Below are 17,882 nucleotides of genomic sequence, written 5' to 3'. Positions count from 1 at the left end.
CCACAATAAATAGGAATTTCATCTTAAAAAAGCGTATAAACAAACGATTTATTTTGTATTTAGAAACACCTTTAGTATCTTTCGCTCTGTTTAAAATAAAAACCTTATACATTTAAAATGTTAGAAGAAAAGAATGATAACCTGCAGGAAGCAGACGGAAAATTAGAAATCGAAATTAGCGATTCTACACAAGATAATGCAACTGAAACATCAGAGCCTGAAACTGCTGCTAAAATCTCAACTTCAGAAACTGAAACTGAAGCAGAAAATACAGCCGAAGAAACAGAAACCGCTCATCAGACTGCATTAGATGCCATAACAAATTCGAACGCCGAAGAAAGTGAAGATGAAACGCTGAAAGAGCGTCATGATATTCCTATGCAGGATTATGATACTTTTGCTATGGATGTGCTTGTAGATGAACTTAAAAAACTGATCAACACAGATAAAGTAATGTCTGTAAAAGATCATATCGAAGAAATCAAGAAGTCATTTTTAATACAATACAACCACCTTATAGAGGAGAAAAAAGAAGAATTCAACGCTTCTAAACAAGACCCGAATGAAGAATTTGAATATCATTCTCCGTTAAAATCTAAATTTGACGAGTATTACAATGTTTTTAGAGAAAAAAGAAATACACATTTCAAGCATTTACAAACCAATCTAAAATCGAATTTAGAAAACAGACTTGCGATTGTAGAAGAGCTTAAAGAGCTTATCAATCCGCAGGAAAACATCAAAGACACTCTTAAACATTTTAATGATTTAAGAGAAAGATGGAAAAATGCCGGAGCAATCCCAAAAGACAAATACAATCACGTTTGGAATAATTACCATTTTCACGTAGAGAATTTTTACGATTACCTACACTTAGATCGTGAAGCCAGAGATTTAGATTTTAAATACAATCTGGAGCAAAAACAAAAAATTATTGCACGTGTTGAAGAGTTAGCAAACGAAACCGACATTAGCAAAGCATTCCGTGAATTACAGGATTTACATAGAATCTGGAAAGAAGATATCGGACCAGTTTCTAAAGAACACCGTGATACCATCTGGAATAAATTTAGTGAACTGACTAAAAAAATCCATGACAAGAGAGAAGTTTTGTTTGAAAGCCAAAGAGCAAACGAACAAAAAAATCTTGAAGTTAAAAAAGAAATCATTGGTAAAATTGAAGTTTTAGGAACTGAAAAAGTAAACTCTCACTCCCAATGGTTAGTACAAATTCAGAAGGTAGAAGCACTTAGAAATGAGTTTTTCGCTGCCGGAAAAGTACCATCTGAAGTTAACGAAGAAACCTGGGCTGCTTTTAAAACTGCCGTTAGAAACTTTAATTCTTTTAAAAATTCATTTTACAAAGACATTAAAAAGGATCAAAACGACAATCTAAACAAAAAAATGGCTCTTGTTGCCAAAGCAAAAGAACTACAAGAAAGTACCGATTTTGGTGCCACTACCCCTATCATGAAGCAAATTCAGGAAGAGTGGAAACAAATTGGTCACGTTCCTAAAAAATATTCAGATAAAATCTGGAAAGAATTCAAAGACGCTTGTAATCATTATTTTGATAAATTAAAAGAGTACAAATCTGAAGAAAATGTTGACGAAGTAGCTGCTTTCGACAATAAAAAAGCATACTTAGACATTTTAAGAGCTTATCAATTGACTGGTGATCACAAAACTGATTTGGATGCTATTAAAGCACATATCGAAATCTGGAAAGGTTACGGAAAAGTACCTTTTTCAAGACGTCATATAGAAGGAAAATTCAATAAAATCCTAGACGCTCTTTTTGAAAAATTAAGCTTAAGCAAAAAAGAAACTGAAATGATGCGTTTCTCTAATCGTATCGACTCATTATCTGATAGTAATGATACTCGTAAATTAGACAACGAAAAGATCTTCTTAATGCGTAAGATTGAAGAAGTTCAAAATGAAATTTTCCAATTAGAAAACAATATTCAGTTTTTTGCTAATACAAAAAATGCTAAAAAAGAGAATTCAATTGTTCTTGAAGTTCGTAAAAACATCGCTATCCATAAAGAAAGCCTTGAACTTTGGAAAGATAAACTGAAACAATTACGAAACCTGGGTCAGGAATAATTTAAATATCAAAACTGCAGTGAATATTCATTGCAGTTTTTTTTTATACTATTCTGATTTTACCGCAAAGTACACAATCCCGATAGCTATCGGGATACACAAAGTTCGCAAAGCTAAATAAACACAAAGCCTTGCGAGCTTTGCGTTTTATAAATCCCAGTCAGTATATTAAAAAAACTTTGCGCACTTTGCGGTTAAGTTCACTCCAATATCTATCTCGTTTCAACCCGAAACTTAACAATGTATTATAATTTCATGAAAAAATTTCTGTAAAATATTGATTATATTTGATAAACCACATTATCTATTGATAATCAACAAATTCAATTATTAATCCTAATAACAACGAAAAATGAAATTTACAAGAAAAGCGAATGCCAACTGGAAAGGAACGGGCATGGAAGGAACAGGAAAAATCAGCACACAAAGTACTACACTAGATAATGCGCAATTATCATTTAAAACAAGATTCGCAGACGGAGTGGGAACAAATCCTGAAGAATTGGTTGCAGCAGCGCATTCGGGCTGTTTTACGATGCAATTAAGCTTTTTACTTAACGAAGGAGGTTTTACTGCCGATGATCTTAATACAGAAGCTACAGTTACTTTTGAAGACGGAACAATAACTTTAATTCATTTAGATTTAAAAGGCAAGGTTCCTAATATTTCAGCTGAGGAATTTGAAAAAACAGCTGCAAAAGCAAAAGAAATCTGTCCGATTTCTAAACTTTTAAATACCACTATTACTTTATCTGCTTCACTAGTAAGCTAAAAGCAATATTTTTAAGCATAAAAAAAACCATTCACCGCAGTGAATGGTTTTTTTTATAGATTTAAACAAACGTTTATTAGTTCATTGTAGCTTTTAGAGCTTTTGCTTCAGCAGTCATTTCTAACGCTTTGTAAACTCCTAATAATGTTTTAGAAACATCTTCGTTTTTAGGATCTAACTCATTTGCTTTTTTAAGGTAAGGAATTACTGCTTTAAAAACATTTTCTCTTTGTCCTTTCAACACATCGTAACGCTTCATATCTTTTGCAGAAGTACCCAATTTATTCATCTCATCAATAATTGGTTTTTCAGCTTCTAATTTCAAAGCTGCCAGGTTAAGATAAGCATTTGTATACTTTGGATTGATTTCGATAGCTTTCAAATAATATTTCTCAGCATCAGCATTGTTTTTTGCATTCGCACTAAGAACTCCTAAATTGAATACTAAATCAGCATTGTTTGGATCTTTTTGCAAAGCTTCACCAACTAATTTTTTGTAAGTATCAAAATCTTTAGACTCTAAATACAAGTTAGCTTCAGTAAGGATCAAAGAACTATCATCCGGATTTGCTTTTCTTGCATCAGCGATTGCTTTTTTAGCATCTTCGCCACGCCCTTTTTGAACTAAAATTAAAGCAAGATTTTTGTAAATCTCTCCTCTTTTAGAAGGAATAGCTTCTGTTTGAGGCTTTTCGTGAGTTCCTAATTTTACAGCTAAATCTCTGTCTTTTGCACTATTAAAAGCATCTTCGTTACCTGAAATTTTGTTTACAGCAGTATAGCTAGTTCCTTTTCCAGAATAATTTAATTGTTTCAACTCTTCGTACATTGGCAATGCAAGATCAAAATCCTGAGCATTTACCGCTGTTGAAGCTGCATAATACAAATTGATTGTATCTTTTTTCTCTAACAAATAAGCATCATACAATTTTTTTGCTCCTTCAACATTTTTACCAGCCTGAGAATCTGCGATAGCTGAATTAATCAACTTTCCTTTGATTTCAGTAATTGAAGCTGCAGCCTGAGTAGAATATTTTAATTTTCCTGAAGCTTTTTCAACATCAATTAACTTTTTATAGCTTTCAGCAGCAAGAGAAAGGTTTTTACTTTCGTCTATTTTTTTATTTGCTAAATCTAAATAAGCATTAGCTTTTACAGAGTAAAATTGAGCCTGCTCAACATCTTTGGCATTTGCTACCATATTTTCTGCATCGTTCAGGATTGTAATTGCTCCCTGAGCATCCCCTCCTTTTAACGCTTTTTCAGCACTTTTTATCTGATCCTTTTGAGCAAAAGTAGCTACTGAAATCAATAATGCTGACGCAAGTATTACATATTTACTTTTCATAATATTCAATTTGTGTATTTAATTATAAGTGGTTTACTTTTTATTCCTCAGACTCTTCTTCTTCAGAATCATCTTCGTCTTCAATTTCTTGATCAGTATCATCGTCGTCGTCATCGTCTACAGGACCTTCGTCCTCAAGAACTTCTAAATCCGGTTTTACTCTTTCGATAGCAGACTCAATAACGTTTCCGTCTTCGTCAACAACAACCTCTGCAACATCATCTTTCATAACTTTTGTTACAGCAGCAATAGAATCTTTACCTTTTAAGTTAATCAATCGAACCCCTTGTGTTGCACGACCCATTACACGTAAATCTTCAATCGCCATTCTAATTGTTAATCCTGACTTATTGATGATCATTAAATCATCAGCATCTGTTACATTGCTAATAGAAATTAATTTTCCTGTTTTCTCCGTGATATTAAGTGTTTTAACACCTTTACCTCCACGGTTTGTGATTCTGTAAACATCTTCTCCATCGTCATCAACTAATTTAGTACGTTTACCGTATCCGTTTTCAGTTACAACCAAAATCTGTGTATCGTTTACATCCTCTTTATCAACCGTAACCATACCAATTACTTCATCAGTATCGTCTTTTAAGGTAATTCCGCGAACTCCTGATGCTGTTCTTCCCATCGGACGCGTCTTAGTTTCCTCAAAACGAACCAATTTACCAGACTTAACAGCTAAGATAATTTGGCTTTCTCCGTTTGTTAATTTAGCTTCAAGTAACTCATCACCTTCTTTAATTGTAATTGCAGCAACACCATTTACCCTTGGTTTAGAATATTTCTCTAAAGAAGTTTTCTTCACCTGACCTTGTTTCGTTACCATTACAAGATTATGACTGTTGATATAATCTTTGTCTTTTAAGTCTTGTGTACAAATGAAAGCTTTTACTTTATCATCGCTTTCAATATTTACTAAATTCTGGATTGCTCTACCTTTTGCAGTTTTGCTTCCTTCAGGAATTTCGTAAACACGCATCCAGAAACATTTTCCTTTTTGCGTAAAGAACATCATATACTGGTGATTGGTTGCAACGAACATATGCTCAAGGAAATCCTGATCTCTTGTTCCTGCGCTTTTTTGTCCAACTCCACCTCTATTTTGAGTTTTGTATTCTGTTAAGTTGGTACGTTTGATATAACCTGCGTGTGAAATTGTAATTACTACATTTTCATCGGCAATCAAATCCTCGATACTTACATCTCCACCAGAATATTCAATTATAGAACGACGCTCATCTCCGTATTTCTCACGGATTTCTTCCAGTTCTTCTTTAATTAAATTCGTTCTTAAATCTACATCTGCCAATAAAGCTTTCAAATGCTCGATTAACTTCATCAATTCGTCGAATTCAGCTCTTAACTTATCTTGTTCCAGACCTGTTAACTGACGTAAACGCATCTCAACAATAGCACGTGCCTGAATATCTGACAAATTAAATCTTTCGATCAATTTCTCACGAGCTTCTTCTGTATTCTTAGAACCTCTGATGATCGCAATAACTTCGTCAATATTATCAGAAGCAATGATTAATCCTTCTAAGATATGCGCTCTTTCTTCTGCTTTACGCAATTCAAAACGAGTTCTACGCACTACTACATCATGACGGTGCTCGATAAAATAGTGAATCATATCTTTTAGATTCAACATTTGCGGGCGTCCTTTTACTAATGCAATATTATTTACACTAAAAGAAGATTGTAATGATGTGAATTTATATAAGGTATTCAATACTACGTTTGGCGTAGCGTCACGTTTCAGAATATAAACGATACGCATACCGTTTCTATCAGACTCGTCACGAATATTCGCAATACCTTCGATTTTTTTATCGTTAACTAAATCAGCCGTACGTTTGATCATTTCGGCTTTGTTCACCTGATAGGGAATCTCCGTTACGATGATACATTCTCTTCCGTCAACTTCTTCAAAACCAACTTTAGCACGCATTACAATACGTCCTCTACCGGTTTTAAAAGCTTCGCGAACTCCTTCATAACCATATATTACACCACCGGTTGGAAAATCGGGAGCTTTAATGTGTGTCATTAATTCGTCAACTTCAATATCGTTATTATCAAGATACGCTAATGTACCATTGATAACTTCAGTTAAATTGTGTGGAGGCATATTTGTTGCCATACCAACGGCAATACCTGTTGCTCCGTTTACTAATAAAGTAGGAACTCTTGTAGGCATTACTTTTGGCTCATATAATGTATCGTCAAAGTTCAATTGAAAATCAACTGTTTCTTTTTCGATATCTGCCATGATATCTTCAGATATTTTACGCATTCTGGCCTCAGTATAACGCATTGCTGCAGGGCTATCACCATCGACAGACCCAAAGTTACCCTGACCATCCACTAATAAATAACGCATACTCCATTCCTGAGCCATACGAACCATTGCATCATAAACAGAAGTATCCCCGTGTGGGTGATACTTACCCAGAACCTCTCCTACGATTCTTGCAGACTTTTTGTGGGCAGATCTTGAAGTTACACCTAAATCATACATTCCGTAAAGAACTCTTCGATGCACTGGTTTCAAGCCATCTCTAACATCCGGAAGCGCTCTCGATACAATTACTGACATCGAATAATCGATGTAAGCTGATTTCATTTCATCTTCAATGTTAATAGGAATTAACTTTTCTCCTTCAGACATAAGTTGTTATGTTTAAATAATTATATTAGTTTCAAAGCGTGCCAAGATACGTTTTTTTGGAATTTTTTCAGCTATTTACTTACACTTATTTCAATGATTTATTAACAACTTTATTTTCGCTTTTGGTTAATAAATTAAGCGTATTTTAACGCTTTTATTGTTATTTTTTTTGTCTCTTAGCTGTCAGGAGTTCCTTAAGGGTATGGTTTTTGTTTTTCAAACACTAATTCACTAAATTTACAATACCAATTATATATTATGGATGATAATTTTTCACCAAGAGTAAAAGATGTTATTACCTACAGTAAAGAGGAAGCCTTACGTTTGGGCCACGACTTTATTGGTACTGAACATCTAATGCTAGGCATTTTAAGGGATGGAAACGGAAAAGCTATTCATATTCTTAATAACCTTGCAGTCGATCTAGATCATTTACGCAGGAAGGTAGAAATACTGAGCCCGGCCAATCAAAGCGTTGAAGTAAATGCAGAAAAGAAAAATCTTCATCTTACGCGTCAGGCGGAAAGAGCCCTGAAGACCACATTTCTAGAAGCTAAAGTATTTCAGAGCTCGTCTATTAGCACGGCGCACTTGCTATTGTGTATCTTACGAAACGAAAACGATCCAACAACCAAGCTATTGAATAAACTAAAAATAGATTATGACATAGCTAAAGAACAATATTTAAATATGACTCCAAACGAAGAAGAATTCTTAGAAAACTTGCCAAGAAACGAATCGTATAATGACGATTCAGGACAAGATGACAGTCTTAAAGAAAGTAGTTTTAACAATCCCGCCAATAAGTCAAACAAAAAATCCAAGACTCCGGTTTTAGATAATTTTGGGAGAGATTTAACAGAAATGGCCGAGGAAGGAAAACTAGATCCGGTTGTAGGACGCGAGAAAGAAATCGAACGTGTTTCTCAAATTCTAAGCCGTAGAAAAAAGAACAACCCGCTTCTTATTGGAGAACCTGGAGTTGGTAAGTCTGCTATTGCAGAAGGACTTGCTCTACGTATTATCCAGAAGAAAGTATCCCGTATTCTTTTTCACAAACGCGTGGTTACTCTTGATTTGGCTAGTTTAGTTGCCGGAACAAAATACCGCGGTCAGTTTGAAGAAAGAATGAAAGCCGTAATGAACGAGCTGGAGAAAAATGACGATATCATTCTTTTTATTGATGAAATTCACACGATTGTAGGTGCCGGTGGAGCAACAGGTTCTCTTGACGCTTCGAACATGTTTAAACCTGCTTTAGCAAGAGGTGAAATCCAATGTATTGGTGCTACAACTCTTGATGAATACAGACAATATATTGAGAAAGATGGTGCTCTTGAAAGACGTTTCCAGAAAGTAATTGTTGAACCAACATCTGTTGAAGAGACGATTGCCATTTTAAATAACGTTAAGGACAAATACGAAGATCACCATAATGTAACTTATACTCAGGAAGCTATTGAAGCTTGTGTTAAATTAACCAACAGATATATGTCTGAGCGTTTTTTACCGGACAAAGCTATTGATGCTCTTGACGAAGCAGGATCACGCGTACACATTACTAACATTGATGTTCCTAAACAAATTTTAGATTTAGAGCGTCAGTTAGAAGAAGTTCGTGAAATGAAAAACATGGTAGTCAAAAAACAAAAATACGAAGAGGCTGCCAAACTTCGCGATGATGAAAAACGCATAGAAAAAGATCTTGCGGTTGCACAAGAACAATGGGAAGAAGATTCTAAAAACAACAGAATTGAAGTTACAGAAGATAATGTAGCTGATGTTGTTTCTATGATGACCGGAATTCCTGTAAACAGAATTGCTCAAACAGAAAGTAATAAACTAGCCAAATTACCTGAATTGATTCAAAACAAAGTAATTGGTCAAAACGAAGCCGTTTTAAAAATTGCACGTTCTATTCAGCGTAACAGAGCCGGACTTAAAGATCCTAACAAACCAATTGGTTCGTTTATTTTCTTAGGTCAGACTGGAGTTGGTAAAACCCAATTGGCGAAAGTTTTAGCAAAAGAATTATTCGATTCTGAAGATGCGTTAGTTCGTATCGACATGAGTGAATACATGGAAAAATTTGCTATTTCTCGTTTAGTTGGAGCGCCTCCGGGATACGTTGGTTACGAAGAAGGAGGTCAATTGACTGAAAAAGTTCGTAGAAAACCATATTGCGTGGTACTTTTAGACGAGATCGAAAAAGCGCATCCGGACGTATTCAATATGATGCTTCAGGTTTTAGATGACGGATATTTGACAGATAGCTTAGGTCGCAAAATCGACTTTAAAAACACCATCATTATCATGACATCGAATGTTGGAGCACGTCAGTTAAAAGATTTTGGACAAGGTGTAGGATTCGGAACTGCTGCGAAAGTAGCTCAGGCTGATGAAAACTCAAAAAGTATTATCGAAAATGCATTGAAAAAAACCTTCGCTCCTGAATTCTTAAACAGAATTGATGATGTAATCGTATTTAACGCATTAGAAAAAGGCGACATCGATTTGATTATCGAAATCGAACTTGCAAAACTATATTCTCGTATTGCTGAATTAGGTTACAAACTAAATCTTACTGATAAAGCCAAAGCATTTATTGCTGAAAAAGGTTTTGACAGACAATTTGGAGCGAGACCTCTAAAAAGAGCGATTCAGAAATACGTTGAAGATTTATTGGCAGAAGAAATCATAACTTCAAAAATACATTCAGGTGATGAAATCTTAATGGATTTAAAAGATGATTCTCAAGAACTTTCAGTAGAAATACACAAAGCCGAGGAGCCAACTAATCAATAAATTAGTTTAAATCTATAACAAATTTAATTTACCCGTTACGTTTTCATAACATAACGGGTATTTTTTTTAGATAATTTACTATCTTTAGTAAAAGCAAATAGCTATTTTTGGCTATTAATCTCTATAAAAACAAATAATAACGTATGCTTCAAAACAAAGTCATTTTAGGTAGCGAAGAATGGTGCTCATTTCCAGAACTAGGAATCCCGACAATCAAAGCTCGTGTCGATTCCGGTGCTAAAACTTCGGCAATGCACGCTATAAACATAGCTCCTTTTATAAAAAATGATGCCAATTGGGTGAAATTTGATATTAATCCAATTCAGAATAATATTAAAACTATCATCCATTGCGAAGCTCCGTTGGTTGATAAAAGAATTGTAAAAAGTTCAAGCGGTTTTAGAGAACACCGTTACGTTATCCAGACCAGCATTAAACTTGGCGATATAAAATGGCCAATAGAAATGACCCTGACCAACAGGGATTCAATGGGTTTTCGTATGCTTTTAGGGCGCGAAGCCATGAGCGGACGTGTACTGGTTGATCCTGAGGAAAAATACATGTTAGGACAGCCGTCTACAGAAACACTAAAAGAATTATACCAAAACTCCGAAAAAGCAACTTCTGGTTTACGAATTGGACTTTTGGCCAGTAATCCTGAATTATACAGCAATAAAAGAATTATGGAAGCGGGTGAAATGCGCGGTCATGAAATGCATTTTTTGAATATCAAGGAATGTTACATGAAACTGGACGCTAAAACTCCTGAAATTCATTATCGCGGCGGAAAAATATTGAATCAGTTTGATGCTATTATTCCACGTATTAGACCAAGTATAACTTTTTATGGCTGTGCGCTAACACGTCAGTTTGAAGCTTTGAAGGTTTTCGTTTTAAATTCGGCTACAGCCATCACACAATCACGAGATAAATTATATTCCTTACAATTGCTCTTAAACAGCGGAATTGATATTCCTACAACTGGTTTTGCCAATTCTCCTTTGGATACTGACAACTTAATTAAAATGGTTGGAGGCTCGCCTTTAATTGTAAAATTACTGGAAGGAACTCAAGGAAAAGGGGTTGTTTTGGCAGAAACTAAAAAAGCAGCAGAAAGTGTTATCAATGCTTTTAAAAGCTTAAATGCTAATATCCTGGTTCAGGAATTCATCAAGGAAGCAAATGGAAAAGATATTCGTTGTTTTGTAATCGACGGAAAAGTGGTTGCAGCTATCCAGCGTGAAGCAATGCCGGGAGAATTTAGAGCTAATATTCATTTGGGCGGAACTGCATCTGTTATAAAAGTAACGGCCGAAGAGAAAAAAATCGCTATAAAAGCCGCAAAAGCTATGGACTTAAAAGTAGCCGGAGTTGATATTATTCGCTCTTCAAAAGGGCCTTTATTACTCGAAGTAAACTCCTCGCCAGGTCTTGAAGGAATCGAAGGCGCTACTAATAAAGATGTTGCCGGAGAAATGATTAAAGCGATTGAAAAGAATTTTAAACTGATATAAGTAAAGTTCACCTGAACTTAATAACCTATAATTAATTTAGCAGCTTTGTCAAAGTGTAAAACTTCGACAAAGCTTTTTTTAAATTTAAATTCTAAAAACATGGCACTGTACCCGTATTTCGATATTATTTTAAGAAGCGTTGCTGTCTATTTTTTTATGACAATAGCATTGAGAATTTTTGGCAAAAAAGAACTTTCTCAATTGAATACCGCTGATATCATTCTTATTTTACTGATTAGTAATTCGGTTCAAAATGCCATGGTCGGGCCCGACACCAGTCTTTCAGGAGGTTTAATTGCTGCTCTGGCATTATTTATCATTAATTACATCATCAAAAAGCTTACACATAAATACAAAGGGCTCAATAACTTATTATTAGACAAACCCGAAATTCTAATCCATAACGGAATCATCGATTTTAAAACCCTGAGTAAATTAGATATTTCGCACGAAGAATTAAAAGAAGCGGCACGTGAGCATGGTTTAGAGCATTTGACCGATATAAAGCTCGCTATGCTGGAAATTGACGGTACGATAAGCGTGATCTCAGATGATAAAAAAAATATCAAGGAGACGCATTTTAAGCGAAAACACAATCACAAGAACTTACAGAAATAACCTCTAAAAATATTTAAACATTTAAAAATCAATATTTTAAATATTTACCGTAAAAAACTTAGCTATATACTTTGTTATACTATGTATTTTGTTATACATTAGCAGAATGAACGAAACATTTGTAACAAACTGGAAATCGCAGGTAAAGAAAGGCACATTGACCTTCATTATCCTCAACGTACTCAAAAATCATGAGTACTACGGTTATGAACTTATCGAACAAATAAGAAAACATACTGAAATAGAAATTGCCGAGGGAACGCTTTATCCTTTAATGAATCGGTTAAAAACCGATTCATTAGTAGATTCAAAATGGGTAGAACAGGAAACCGGGATTCCGCGAAAATATTATTCATTGACCGAAGCCGGAATAGAAACTCTAAGCCAGATGAATTTCTACTGGGAGAATCTGGAGAAATCAATTAAAAAAATCATTCAATGAGAATAGAAGACATCAAATTCGAACAGAAAGCTTCGCAGCGAATTTACAACGACTACATGAAGCGCGTTAGAAAAGCGACGGCATCATTATCAAAAATGAATCAGGATGATATTTATATGGAATTCAACAGCCATATATTTGAAGCGATTCAGCATAGAAATAATACCAACGAACTAGATTCACTTTTAGATATTATCGAAAAACTAGGTTTTCCGGAAGAAGTCCTAAAACCTCTTGTTGCCGATAAAAAACTAGAACAGGCAACAAGAACATTCAACCCTATTCATGTTTTTAAAGCTTTAATATTAAACTTTACAAATGGTGTTTCGTACATCTTTTTCTTTGTTTTATATCTGTTTCTATTTGGTTTCGTTTTTCTGATTTTTGCAAAAATCTTCAATCCAAATCTTGTTGGTCTTCACATAAAAAGCGAGTCGCCTTCTGTATTTGTATTGGGAATAATGAATCCTGAAAGCAAAACTCAATACGGAACTCATGAAGTTTTGGGTAACTGGTTTATTCCTGTAATGCTATTAGCAATCGTAGTTTTCTATTTTCTTATAACCCTTTTATTAAAGTTCAAAAAATCAATCAATCAAAAAACATTATCATGAAAAAAATCATTACTTGTTTATGCGCTTTTATAGTTACAAGCGCTTTCTCACAAACTTTCAACACCCAAAAATTGGACAGTTTGTTTACGCTTCTGGAAAAGAACAATAAATACATGGGAAGCATTGCCATTTCTGAAAACGGAAAAACAATTTATACCAAATCGATTGGTTTTGATGACGTTGCGACTTCAAAAAAATCAAGTATAAATACGAAATACAGAATTGGTTCCATCTCTAAAACTTTTACCGCGGCGCTTATTTTTAAAGCTATCGAAGAAAATAAAATCACTTTAAATCAAACTATTGATAAATATTTTCCAACAGTAAAAAATGCAAAAACAATTACAATTAGCAATTTATTAAACCACAGAAGCGGTATACACGATTTTACAAACGACGATGATTACCTAACCTGGAACACTCAATATCAATCGAGAACTAAAATGATCGAACGAATTGCATCTGGCGAAATTGCTTTTGAACCAAACATAAAAGGACAATACAGCAATTCTAACTACGTTTTATTATCTTTTATATTAGAAGACATTTACAAGAAATCTTTCGGCGAAATTTTAAACCTGAAAATTGTTAATCCATTAAAATTAAAAAACACTTATTTAGGTAAAAAAACCAATATTGCGAACAACGAATGCTATTCGTATACAGCTGAAAATGGAAAATGGAAAAAAGAAAGCGAAACAGACATGTCTATTCCGCTTGGTGCAGGAGCAATTGTTTCTAATCCAACTGACTTAAACATCTTTTTTGAAGGTCTTTTTGCCGGAAAAATTATTTCAGCAGATCATTTAAATCAAATGAAAACCGCACAAGATAAGTTTGGAATGGGATTATTTGAATTTCCGTACTACGAAAAGAAAAATTACGGTCATACCGGAGGAATTGATGGTTTTAAATCTGTTGCAGGCTATTTTCCAAATGAAAAATTAGCTTTAACCTTAACTTCAAACGGTTTGGATTACGACAATAATAACATCTTATTATGCGCTTTAAACTCCTACTTTAACAAACCATTTACAATGCCGGTTTTCAGAAGCGTTGCTGTTAGTCCGGAAATTCTGGATTTGTATTCCGGAACTTACGGAAGTACTCAAATTCCAATAAAAATAACGATTTCAAAAAAAGACAATACATTAATTGCTCAAGCTACCGGACAACCTTCTTTTCCGTTAGAAGCTACAACTACCAAAGTGTTCAAATTTGATACTGCGGGTATCGTTCTTGAATTCAATTATGATAAAAAAGAAATGATTTTAAAACAGGGCGGACAAGAATTTTTATTCACCAAAGAATAAATACACCTAAAATAGCAAATAAAAAAAAAGCTAGTTTCTTTATCGAAACTAGCTTTTTTTATCTCTAAAATTTAATTCTACTTGATATTATTAAGATCAATTTCTAAATCTGTCTTGATTTTTTTAATTGTTTTATTAGTTAAACCAAATGGTTTTAATCTATGATTCAGATTCACTAAAATATAATCTTTTTCTACAGGAAATTTTTCAGCTATTACTTTATAATGCTTTAATAGCCTCCTGTCTTCTACTCCATTCAAAGCCTGCAAAACGATATGAATTACCCTGTTTGATTCATCATTAAGGCCGGATACAAAAGCATCAATATAATTACTTTTATTCACCAATTTTCCCAGCGCATAATAAGCATCAACCCTTATATCTTCGTTTTTATTATAAGTAAAAGGAACAATAATATCTGCATAATCAAGATTCATTGCTTCTAATAAATAAGTACAAAAACTAAACGTTTCTTCATCATGAATGTTTTCAATATTTGCCTTTACAACTTCTAACCAATCTGAACTTTTATCTTTTGCGTACCAAAATACAAACTGAAAAACATCCAGTAAACTTTCATCTGAATAAGAAATTAAATGAGGTTTTGCACGTTCGTAATCAAACTTGGTCAATATTTGAAGAATCGCTTTTTTAATTTCACCTGAACTTAATTTATATTGTTCTTCTACAATATCTAAAGTTGCTGCATCTAATTTTTCCTTTTTCAAAATTCCGTTCAGGCATTCTATTTTAATATCATGATTTTCTGTAGAGAAAAACACTTCTAAAATATAACCAGCCAATCCGCTCAAGGTGTATTTAAATAAATCAGGTTGCGTTGCCATTATACTTTCTGGTATAATTCCATCCAACCATCTTTCATACCAATCTAAAAAATTAGATTCAAACGCAAAATATGGCTTTTGCCTGTCACTGTCGACATTCACAATTCTTCCTTTAAATTCACCATTTAAAACAAGTGCATAATAATACGTACAGCCCTGCGTACCAACAGGCAATAATCCTGAAAATATTTTACCTAATTCAACCTCAAAATCTTCTGTAGAAATATCGTCATCTTCTTCAATATTTTTATTCAAATCAGCCCAAAAATCATCGGTCATTTCAGGATATAATTTACAATCTTCTTTTAGATACTGCTTTGCATTTTCAGAGATAAATTCATCTACATTTTTCCCAAGTGGATAAATTCCGTAACCTGGTCCCGCGGCAGAATCTGCATACGAAATCCCACCATTACCAATATGAAGTAAAAAAGCCTTATAATCTTCAGGAAGCTCCAGATTATAGTCTTTTTCGAACTTTAAAATTTGGTCGCTATTTGCAGTTTCGCCCAAAAAATACTTATGACTGTCTGCACCAAATACTTTTAAATCCTTATCTGTATTTTTTGCTATAAGCAGCTTCTTTTTTATTCTTTCAATTTGATTCAATTCTTCCATTAACTAAAACTTTTTCCTTCTTTTATTATAAAGTAAATGTAAATACATTATAACTTTAAAACAACCCATACTACCAAACAAAAAAGCCGGTTTCAATAAAGAAACCGGCTTTTTCTATCTGTTTTAAAATGCGATTTTATCTCTCACATTTTACAAAAATCTTTTTACTTTTATATAAATACACTTAAAATGTAATATACTAAACCTGCCAATATTGCTGAAATTGGAATGGTTAATATCCATGCCCAGATTAAGCTTACAGTAACTCCCCAACGAACGGCAGATACACGTTTTGTTAATCCAACACCAATGATAGAACCTGTAATAGTATGCGTTGTACTTACCGGAATTTTTAAATGCTCAGTAAAATAAAGCGTTAAAGCACCAGCAGTTTCAGCAGCAACACCTTCAAACGACGTTACTTTTGTGATTTTAGAACCCATTGTTTTCACAATCTTCCATCCACCACTCAAAGTTCCTGCCGCAATTGCAGAATAACACGCTAACGGAATCCATCCCGGCATTACTCCTTTTATACCTAAATCATCATTTGGCAATACAACATCTAACCAGGAATCCATATGTACACCCGGGTTTGTATTGATATAAACCGCTACAGCAGCAGCAATAATACCCATTACTTTTTGCGAATCATTTCCTCCGTGTCCTAAACTAAAAGCAGCAGAAGAAAGTAATTGCATTTTCTTTAACGCCGCATCTGCCTGATGTAGATTCAAACTACTAAAGATCAAACAAAATGCACTTACTGTTAAGATAATGAAAGCAACTAAAAACCATTTAATATTATGCGGATCGAAAGCTACGCTCCAAAAATGTGAATCAAAACGAGGTTTTCCATGTTTAAGAATCTCGTCATAAGGCACCATTAGACCACTCACAAACCAAACAGTAGCAATCATCAAGGCAACTGTAAATATTTTAGGATAAATACTTTTACGAGAAGCATTTAATAACCAGATCGAAATTAAATAAGAAGCCAAAGCTCCTAAAAGCGGTGCCAAAACAATAAAGGCAATGATAATAAGAACTCCCGAAGGCATTCCGCCATCTTTTCCAGCCTTATACCAGCTTACAATTTGATACCAGTAATGTGTAGTTCCGTCTTCACCAACATAACCTGAAAAACCATGTACAGCGATCGCGTGAGCAACTGCTGCTCCGGCAAAACCACCAATTAAGGTATGTGATGAACTTGAAGGAATACCTAACCACCATGTCAATAAATTCCAACAAATCGCTGCAATAACCCCCGCAAGAATTACCACAAGGTTAATCTCCATAGTGTGCGCTGTTTTTGCAACAGTATCCGCAACACCAAATCCGAAAACCCAATAAGCCAGAAAGTTAAAAAATGCTGCCCAAAGAACCGCCTGAAAAGGCGTTAGCACCTTTGTGGCAACAACTGTTGCAATAGCATTTGCCGCATCATGAAAACCATTGATGTAATCAAAAATTAAGGCTAATACTATAATAATTATAAGTAGCGTCATAAATTATAACTTCAGAATGAAATAAATTGAATTTAAGAATGTTTTACCGAAATAGATTCTAGTATGTTCGCAACGCTCTTACATTTATCTGTTGCTGATTCTAAAACAGATAACACTTCTTTATATTTAATAATATTTTTAGCATCTGTTTCGTTTTCAAAAATTTCAAAAACTGCTTTGTTATAAACGTTATCTGACTTGTTTTCCAGTTTATTAATTCTGGCACAAGCATCTTTTATGACTTTGAAATTCTTTAAATTTCTCAATTCTTTTACTGCACTGTCAATGTTCTGACAAGCTTCAAGATTGATTTCGGTCATTTTTCTGATCGATTTTGTAATCTTGTCAACCTGATACAATCTCATTCTGCTTGCTGCTCCGTGCAAATAATCTGCAACGTTGTCAATAGAAGTAATCAATGTGTGAATATCCTCTCTGTCAAATGGAGTGATAAAGTTTCTACTCAATTCAAGATTGGTCTGACGTGTAATGTCTTCTCCTTTTTGCTCTAATTCGTCAATTCTCTGAAAAAGAACTTCTCTTTCTTTTAATGGAAGATTTACAGCTTCGTGTAAATTAGAAGCTAATTCAATTAAATTGCTTGAAGCCTCTTCAAAAAGTGGAAAGAATTTCTTGTCTTTCGGCACTAAAAATTGGAAAATACTGTTTATTGACATTTTTATATTTTTG

General features: G+C 34.0%; 13 protein-coding genes. 8 read left to right on the top strand and 5 right to left on the bottom strand.

Annotation, left to right across the window (positions count from 1 at the left end; all coding sequences use genetic code 11):
• Nucleotides 1–117: 117 nt before the first annotated feature.
• Both IRZ78_RS05510 and IRZ78_RS05505 read left to right on the top strand, forming a co-directional pair.
• Nucleotides 118–2,109, top strand: a complete 1,992-nt coding sequence (locus tag IRZ78_RS05510) for a DUF349 domain-containing protein (RefSeq protein ID WP_194615563.1) — start codon at nucleotides 118–120, stop codon at nucleotides 2,107–2,109.
• A gap of 352 nt (nucleotides 2,110–2,461) precedes the next feature.
• Nucleotides 2,462–2,881 carry an OsmC family protein gene (locus IRZ78_RS05505; RefSeq protein ID WP_194615562.1) on the top strand — a complete coding sequence of 140 codons (420 nt, stop codon included), beginning with the start codon at nucleotides 2,462–2,464 and terminating at the stop codon, nucleotides 2,879–2,881.
• A 76-nt stretch (nucleotides 2,882–2,957) separates the two neighbouring features.
• Here IRZ78_RS05505 and IRZ78_RS05500 read toward each other — a convergent pair whose 3' ends face one another.
• Both IRZ78_RS05500 and gyrA read right to left on the bottom strand, forming a co-directional pair.
• Nucleotides 2,958–4,229, bottom strand: a complete 1,272-nt coding sequence (locus IRZ78_RS05500) for a tetratricopeptide repeat protein (protein WP_194615561.1) — start codon at nucleotides 4,227–4,229, stop codon at nucleotides 2,958–2,960.
• Between the two features lie 40 nt (nucleotides 4,230–4,269).
• A complete protein-coding gene (gene gyrA / locus IRZ78_RS05495) occupies nucleotides 4,270–6,912 on the bottom strand; it encodes a DNA gyrase subunit A (RefSeq protein WP_194615560.1) in 2,643 nt (880 codons plus the stop codon).
• A gap of 258 nt (nucleotides 6,913–7,170) precedes the next feature.
• Here gyrA and IRZ78_RS05490 point away from each other — a divergent pair, with 258 nt between their 5' ends.
• The 6 genes from IRZ78_RS05490 to IRZ78_RS05465 all read left to right on the top strand — a co-directional run bounded on the left by IRZ78_RS05490 (nucleotide 7,171) and on the right by IRZ78_RS05465 (nucleotide 14,218).
• The gene (locus tag IRZ78_RS05490) at nucleotides 7,171–9,717 is read left to right on the top strand and encodes an ATP-dependent Clp protease ATP-binding subunit (RefSeq protein WP_194615559.1); all 2,547 of its coding nucleotides are present in this window, start codon (nucleotides 7,171–7,173) and stop codon (nucleotides 9,715–9,717) included.
• A gap of 143 nt (nucleotides 9,718–9,860) precedes the next feature.
• The gene (gene rimK / locus IRZ78_RS05485) at nucleotides 9,861–11,231 is read left to right on the top strand and encodes a 30S ribosomal protein S6--L-glutamate ligase (protein WP_194615558.1); all 1,371 of its coding nucleotides are present in this window, start codon (nucleotides 9,861–9,863) and stop codon (nucleotides 11,229–11,231) included.
• A gap of 99 nt (nucleotides 11,232–11,330) precedes the next feature.
• A complete protein-coding gene (locus tag IRZ78_RS05480; RefSeq protein ID WP_194615557.1) occupies nucleotides 11,331–11,849 on the top strand; it encodes a YetF domain-containing protein in 519 nt (172 codons plus the stop codon).
• A 106-nt stretch (nucleotides 11,850–11,955) separates the two neighbouring features.
• Complete coding sequence (locus tag IRZ78_RS05475; protein WP_194615556.1) at nucleotides 11,956–12,291, top strand: PadR family transcriptional regulator; 336 nt, start codon at nucleotides 11,956–11,958, stop codon at nucleotides 12,289–12,291.
• On the top strand, nucleotides 12,288–12,905 hold the full coding sequence (locus tag IRZ78_RS05470) for a hypothetical protein (protein ID WP_194615555.1): 618 nt from the start codon (nucleotides 12,288–12,290) through the stop codon (nucleotides 12,903–12,905). The genes IRZ78_RS05475 and IRZ78_RS05470 overlap by 4 nt, the downstream gene beginning before the upstream one ends.
• Complete coding sequence (locus IRZ78_RS05465; protein WP_194615554.1) at nucleotides 12,902–14,218, top strand: serine hydrolase domain-containing protein; 1,317 nt, start codon at nucleotides 12,902–12,904, stop codon at nucleotides 14,216–14,218. Before IRZ78_RS05470 ends, IRZ78_RS05465 begins: the two co-directional genes overlap by 4 nt.
• 77 nt (nucleotides 14,219–14,295) lie before the next feature.
• Here the strand turns inward: IRZ78_RS05465 and IRZ78_RS05460 are convergent, their stop codons facing one another.
• From IRZ78_RS05460 to IRZ78_RS05450, 3 genes are all read right to left on the bottom strand, one after another.
• Nucleotides 14,296–15,681, bottom strand: a complete 1,386-nt coding sequence (locus IRZ78_RS05460; RefSeq protein WP_194615553.1) for an SMI1/KNR4 family protein — start codon at nucleotides 15,679–15,681, stop codon at nucleotides 14,296–14,298.
• Nucleotides 15,682–15,851: 170 nt separating this feature from the next.
• Nucleotides 15,852–17,192 (bottom strand): inorganic phosphate transporter, encoded by a 1,341-nt coding sequence (locus tag IRZ78_RS05455; protein WP_194615552.1) that lies wholly within the window; start codon nucleotides 17,190–17,192, stop codon nucleotides 15,852–15,854.
• A 32-nt stretch (nucleotides 17,193–17,224) separates the two neighbouring features.
• Nucleotides 17,225–17,869: a DUF47 family protein gene (locus IRZ78_RS05450; RefSeq protein ID WP_055098081.1), complete on the bottom strand. Its 645-nt coding sequence runs from the start codon at nucleotides 17,867–17,869 to the stop codon at nucleotides 17,225–17,227.
• Between the last annotated feature and the right edge of the window lie 13 nt (nucleotides 17,870–17,882).

The sequence above is a fragment of the Flavobacterium sp. CSZ genome (assembly GCF_015350725.1).
Lineage (GTDB): Bacteria > Bacteroidota > Bacteroidia > Flavobacteriales > Flavobacteriaceae > Flavobacterium.
The sequence above is the reverse complement of the archived record's forward strand: the minus strand, read 5'-3'. Positions and strand labels throughout refer to the sequence as shown.

What these genes read in the sequence shown, in the direction of transcription:
- IRZ78_RS05510 (WP_194615563.1), top strand. Translation starts at nt 118, where the DNA reads ATGTTAGAAGAAAAGAATGATAACCTGCAGGAAGCAGACGGAAAATTA.
- IRZ78_RS05505 (WP_194615562.1), top strand. Translation starts at nt 2,462, where the DNA reads ATGAAATTTACAAGAAAAGCGAATGCCAACTGGAAAGGAACGGGCATG.
- IRZ78_RS05500 (WP_194615561.1), bottom strand. Translation starts at nt 4,229, where the DNA reads ATGAAAAGTAAATATGTAATACTTGCGTCAGCATTATTGATTTCAGTA.
- gyrA (WP_194615560.1), bottom strand. Translation starts at nt 6,912, where the DNA reads ATGTCTGAAGGAGAAAAGTTAATTCCTATTAACATTGAAGATGAAATG.
- IRZ78_RS05490 (WP_194615559.1), top strand. Translation starts at nt 7,171, where the DNA reads ATGGATGATAATTTTTCACCAAGAGTAAAAGATGTTATTACCTACAGT.
- rimK (WP_194615558.1), top strand. Translation starts at nt 9,861, where the DNA reads ATGCTTCAAAACAAAGTCATTTTAGGTAGCGAAGAATGGTGCTCATTT.
- IRZ78_RS05480 (WP_194615557.1), top strand. Translation starts at nt 11,331, where the DNA reads ATGGCACTGTACCCGTATTTCGATATTATTTTAAGAAGCGTTGCTGTC.
- IRZ78_RS05475 (WP_194615556.1), top strand. Translation starts at nt 11,956, where the DNA reads ATGAACGAAACATTTGTAACAAACTGGAAATCGCAGGTAAAGAAAGGC.
- IRZ78_RS05470 (WP_194615555.1), top strand. Translation starts at nt 12,288, where the DNA reads ATGAGAATAGAAGACATCAAATTCGAACAGAAAGCTTCGCAGCGAATT.
- IRZ78_RS05465 (WP_194615554.1), top strand. Translation starts at nt 12,902, where the DNA reads ATGAAAAAAATCATTACTTGTTTATGCGCTTTTATAGTTACAAGCGCT.
- IRZ78_RS05460 (WP_194615553.1), bottom strand. Translation starts at nt 15,681, where the DNA reads ATGGAAGAATTGAATCAAATTGAAAGAATAAAAAAGAAGCTGCTTATA.
- IRZ78_RS05455 (WP_194615552.1), bottom strand. Translation starts at nt 17,192, where the DNA reads ATGACGCTACTTATAATTATTATAGTATTAGCCTTAATTTTTGATTAC.
- IRZ78_RS05450 (WP_055098081.1), bottom strand. Translation starts at nt 17,869, where the DNA reads ATGTCAATAAACAGTATTTTCCAATTTTTAGTGCCGAAAGACAAGAAA.